This is a genomic window from Staphylococcus sp. EG-SA-2, assembly GCF_017152085.1.
Window position 1 is genome coordinate 1 of the sequence record NZ_JACYHC010000469.1, and the last position, 4,650, is coordinate 4,650.

A 4,650-nucleotide genomic window follows, 5' to 3' on the forward strand; every position below is an offset into this window, starting at 1 on the left:
GCGATGATAAAGTAGATGAAATTGCACGAATGATTTCAGGTGCAAGTGTTACTGATTTAACTCGAGAAAATGCAAGAGAAATGATACAACACAATCAAAGACGTAGATAATTTCCAAAGTGTGTTGAATACTCATTTATGGATTTATTTATGTGCATTCAAACTAAATAGACAATCATGTAAAATAGGTAATTAATGGACATGAAAACTATGTATTAATAAATTTTCAATGGATATATATCATTAGTTAGGAGTAAGAACATGTCAGAGAAACAATATGATTTAGTCGTTCTCGGTGGAGGTACTGCAGGATATGTTGCTGCGATACGTGCGTCTCAATTAGGTAAGAAAGTGGCAATAGTAGAACGACAACTATTAGGAGGTACTTGTCTCCATAAAGGTTGTATTCCTACTAAATCGCTGCTTAAATCTGCTGAAGTATTTCAAACAGTAAAACAGGCAGCAATGTTTGGCGTTGATGTCAAAGATGCTAATGTTAATTTTGAAAATATGTTGGCACGAAAAGAAGACATTATTAATCAAATGTATCAAGGTGTAAAGCATTTAATGCAACACAATCACATTGACATTTATAATGGCACGGGACGTATTCTAGGTACATCTATATTTTCACCTCAAAGTGGCACAATTTCTGTCGAATATGAAGATGGTGAATCAGACTTATTACCCAACCAATTTGTATTAATTGCAACTGGTTCTTCGCCTGCAGAGTTGCCATTCTTATCATTTGATCATGATAAAATTTTATCTAGCGATGATATATTATCATTAAAGACGTTACCATCAAGTATTGGTATTATTGGTGGTGGTGTTATCGGAATGGAATTTGCATCATTGATGATAGATTTAGGTGTTGACGTAACAGTTATAGAAGCAGGTGAAAGAATTTTACCAACTGAAAGTAAACAAGCTTCACAACTATTAAAAAAATCATTGTCAGCACGTGGTGTTAAATTCTATGAGGGAATAAAACTTTCTGAAAATGATATAAATGTTAACGAAGATGGTGTTACGTTTGAAATTTCTTCAGACATAATTAAAGTAGATAAAGTGTTGCTATCGATTGGTAGAAAACCTAACACATCAGATATTGGTTTAAACAACACTAAAATAAAACTTTCTACATCAGGACATATTTTAACGAACGAATTTCAACAAACTGAAGATAAACATATTTATGCAGCTGGTGATTGTATAGGAAAATTACAATTGGCACATGTTGGATCAAAAGAAGGTGTTGTGGCTGTTGATCATATGTTTGAGGGGAACCCAATCCCAGTAAACTATAACATGATGCCTAAGTGTATTTATTCACAACCTGAAATTGCTTCTATCGGTTTAAACATTGAACAAGCAAAGGCAGAGGGAATGAAAGTTAAAAGTTTTAAAGTACCATTTAAAGCAATTGGTAAAGCAGTGATTGATAGCCATGACGCAAACGAAGGGTATAGCGAAATGGTGATTGATCAATCAACTGAAGAAATTGTGGGTATTAATATGATTGGTCCACATGTAACAGAATTGATTAATGAGGCATCACTGTTACAGTTCATGAATGGCTCGGCATTAGAATTAGGACTAACAACACACGCACATCCTTCCATCTCTGAAGTGTTGATGGAATTAGGATTGAAAGCAGAAAGTAGAGCTATTCACGTATAAATAGGAGGATTTAACATGATTGATTATAAATCATTAGGCCTTAGCGAAGAAGACCTAAAAGTAATATATAAATGGATGGATTTAGGTAGAAAAATAGATGAAAGACTGTGGTTATTGAACCGTGCAGGTAAAATTCCATTTGTTGTAAGTGGTCAAGGACAAGAAGCAACTCAGATTGGGATGGCATACGCATTAGAAGAAGGTGATATTACAGCGCCTTATTATAGAGATCTAGCTTTCGTTACTTATATGGGTATCTCAGCGTATGATACGTTTTTATCAGCGTTTGGAAAGAAAGACGATGTTAACTCTGGTGGAAAACAAATGCCATCACACTTTAGTAGTAGAGCTAAGAATATTTTGTCTCAAAGTTCACCGGTAGCAACTCAAATACCCCATGCTGTTGGTGCTGCTTTAGCTTTAAAAATGGATGGTAAGAAGAAAATTGCAACAGCAACTGTTGGTGAAGGTAGCTCAAACCAAGGTGACTTCCATGAAGGTTTAAACTTCGCGGGTGTACACAAACTTCCTTTTGTATGTGTCATTATAAATAATAAATATGCAATTTCAGTACCTGATTCATTACAATACGCAGCTGAAAAATTATCGGATAGAGCACTTGGTTACGGTATACATGGTGAACAAGTAGATGGTAATGATCCATTAGCAATGTATAAAGCGATGAAAGAAGCAAGAGATCGAGCTATTTCTGGTCAAGGTTCAACTTTGATTGAAGCAGTAACAAGTCGTATGACAGCTCATTCATCAGATGATGACGACCAATATCGTACGAAAGAAGAGCGTGAAGCGCTTAAAAAAGCTGACTGCAATGAAAAGTTCAAAAAAGAGTTGCTTTCAGCTGGCATTATCGATGATGCTTGGTTGGCAGAAATAGAAGCGGAGCATAAAGACATCATCAATAAAGCGACAAAGGCTGCTGAAGACGCGCCATATCCAAGTGTCGAAGAAGCCTATGCATTTGTGTACGAAGAAGGGAGTCTTAACTAATGGCTAAATTATCTTATTTAGAGGCGATACGCCAGGCACAAGACTTAGCATTACAACAAAATAAAGATGTGTTTATTCTTGGTGAAGATGTTGGTAAAAAAGGTGGCGTATTTGGTACTACTCAAGGACTACAACAACAATATGGTGAAGACAGAGTTATCGATACGCCATTAGCTGAGTCAAATATTGTTGGAACTGCCATTGGTGCAGCTATGGTAGGTAAAAGACCAATTGCAGAAATTCAATTTGCAGATTTTATTTTACCTGCGACAAATCAAATTATTAGTGAAGCTGCGAAAATGCGTTATCGTTCAAATAATGATTGGCAATGCCCATTAACGATTCGTGCACCATTTGGTGGCGGTGTTCACGGAGGACTATATCATTCACAAAGTATTGAAAGTATATTTGCTTCATCACCAGGTTTAACAATTGTTATTCCTTCCACACCGTATGATGCTAAAGGGCTTTTATTATCATCTATCGAATCAAATGATCCAGTATTGTACTTTGAGCATAAAAAAGCTTATCGTTTCTTAAAGGAAGAAGTGCCAGAAGAATATTACACTGTACCTTTAGGAAAAGCAGATGTTAAACGTGAAGGTGAAGATTTAACAGTATTTTGTTATGGATTAATGGTCAATTATTGTTTACAAGCAGCGGATATTTTAGCTGCAGACGGTATCAACGTTGAAGTCGTTGATTTACGAACTGTTTATCCATTAGATAAAGAAACAATTATTGATCGTGCTAAAAATACAGGTAAAGTTTTACTTGTAACTGAAGATAATTTAGAAGGTAGTATTATGTCAGAAGTGTCAGCGATTATTGCAGAGCATTGCTTGTTCGATTTAGATGCACCAATCATGCGTTTAGCTGCTCCAGATGTACCATCTATGCCATTTTCTCCTGTATTAGAAAATGAAATTATGATGAATCCAGAAAAAATCTTAAATAAAATGCGTGAATTAGCAGAATTCTAGGGAGGGAAAGTCATGGAAATAACAATGCCTAAGTTAGGTGAGAGTGTTCATGAAGGTACCATTGAACAATGGTTAGTTTCTGTTGGTGATCATATTGATGAATATGAACCATTATGTGAAGTTATTACAGATAAAGTGACAGCTGAAGTCCCTTCCACGATATCAGGAACAATTACAGAAATTTTAGTTGAAGCGGGGCAGACAGTAGCTATTGATACAATTATCTGTAAAATTGAAACTGCTGATGAAAAGACAAATGAAACAACTGAAGAGATACAAGCAAAAGTGGATGAGCATACTCAGAAATCTACTAAAAAAGCTAGTGCAACAGTGGAACAGACATTTACTGCTAAACAAAATCAACCTCGTAATAATGGTCGCTTTTCACCTGTTGTATTTAAACTCGCTTCAGAGCATGACATTGATTTATCACAAGTTGTAGGTAGTGGATTTGAAGGTCGTGTAACTAAGAAGGATATAATGTCAGTTATTGAAAATGGTGGTACCACAGCTCAATCTGACAAACAAGTTCAAACAAAATCAACATCAGTAGATACATCAAGTAACCAATCATCTGAAGACAATAGTGAAAACAGCACAATACCAGTAAATGGTGTGCGTAAAGCAATTGCGCAAAATATGGTTAATAGTGTAACAGAGATTCCACATGCATGGATGATGATTGAAGTAGATGCTACAAATCTTGTGAATACGAGAAATCATTATAAAAACAGCTTTAAAAATAAAGAAGGATATAATCTAACGTTCTTTGCTTTCTTTGTAAAAGCTGTAGCAGATGCTTTAAAAGCATATCCTTTATTAAATAGTAGCTGGCAAGGAAATGAAATTGTCTTACATAAAGACATTAATATTTCAATTGCTGTTGCTGATGAAAATAAATTATACGTACCTGTGATTAAGCATGCAGACGAAAAGTCAATCAAAGGTATAGCTAGAGAAATTAATACTTTAGCAAC

General features: G+C 35.2%; 5 protein-coding genes. All 5 read left to right on the top strand.

The genetic code is table 11. The features are described 5' to 3' along the window. On the top strand, positions 1-110 hold a 110-nt coding region (locus IDG60_RS22175), incomplete at its 5' end, for a hypothetical protein (protein WP_241013344.1). 150 nt (positions 111-260) lie between these two features. Further along, the gene (gene lpdA / locus IDG60_RS06920; protein ID WP_001291533.1) at positions 261-1,682 is read left to right on the top strand and encodes a dihydrolipoyl dehydrogenase; all 1,422 of its coding nucleotides are present in this window, start codon (positions 261-263) and stop codon (positions 1,680-1,682) included. Between the two features lie 15 nt (positions 1,683-1,697). Continuing rightward, a complete protein-coding gene (locus IDG60_RS06925) occupies positions 1,698-2,690 on the top strand; it encodes a thiamine pyrophosphate-dependent dehydrogenase E1 component subunit alpha (protein WP_000568351.1) in 993 nt (330 codons plus the stop codon). Then, positions 2,690-3,673 (top strand): alpha-ketoacid dehydrogenase subunit beta, encoded by a 984-nt coding sequence (locus tag IDG60_RS06930; protein ID WP_001096633.1) that lies wholly within the window; start codon positions 2,690-2,692, stop codon positions 3,671-3,673. The genes IDG60_RS06925 and IDG60_RS06930 overlap by 1 nt, the downstream gene beginning before the upstream one ends. A 12-nt stretch (positions 3,674-3,685) precedes the next feature. Next, positions 3,686-4,650, top strand: a 965-nt coding sequence (locus IDG60_RS06935) for a dihydrolipoamide acetyltransferase family protein (protein WP_156979227.1), incomplete at its 3' end; no start/stop codon positions are given.

Bases quoted from the DNA above. Each gene is read 5' to 3' on its own strand.
- lpdA (WP_001291533.1), top strand. From the start codon at position 261: ATGTCAGAGAAACAATATGATTTAGTCGTTCTCGGTGGAGGTACTGCA.
- IDG60_RS06925 (WP_000568351.1), top strand. From the start codon at position 1,698: ATGATTGATTATAAATCATTAGGCCTTAGCGAAGAAGACCTAAAAGTA.
- IDG60_RS06930 (WP_001096633.1), top strand. From the start codon at position 2,690: ATGGCTAAATTATCTTATTTAGAGGCGATACGCCAGGCACAAGACTTA.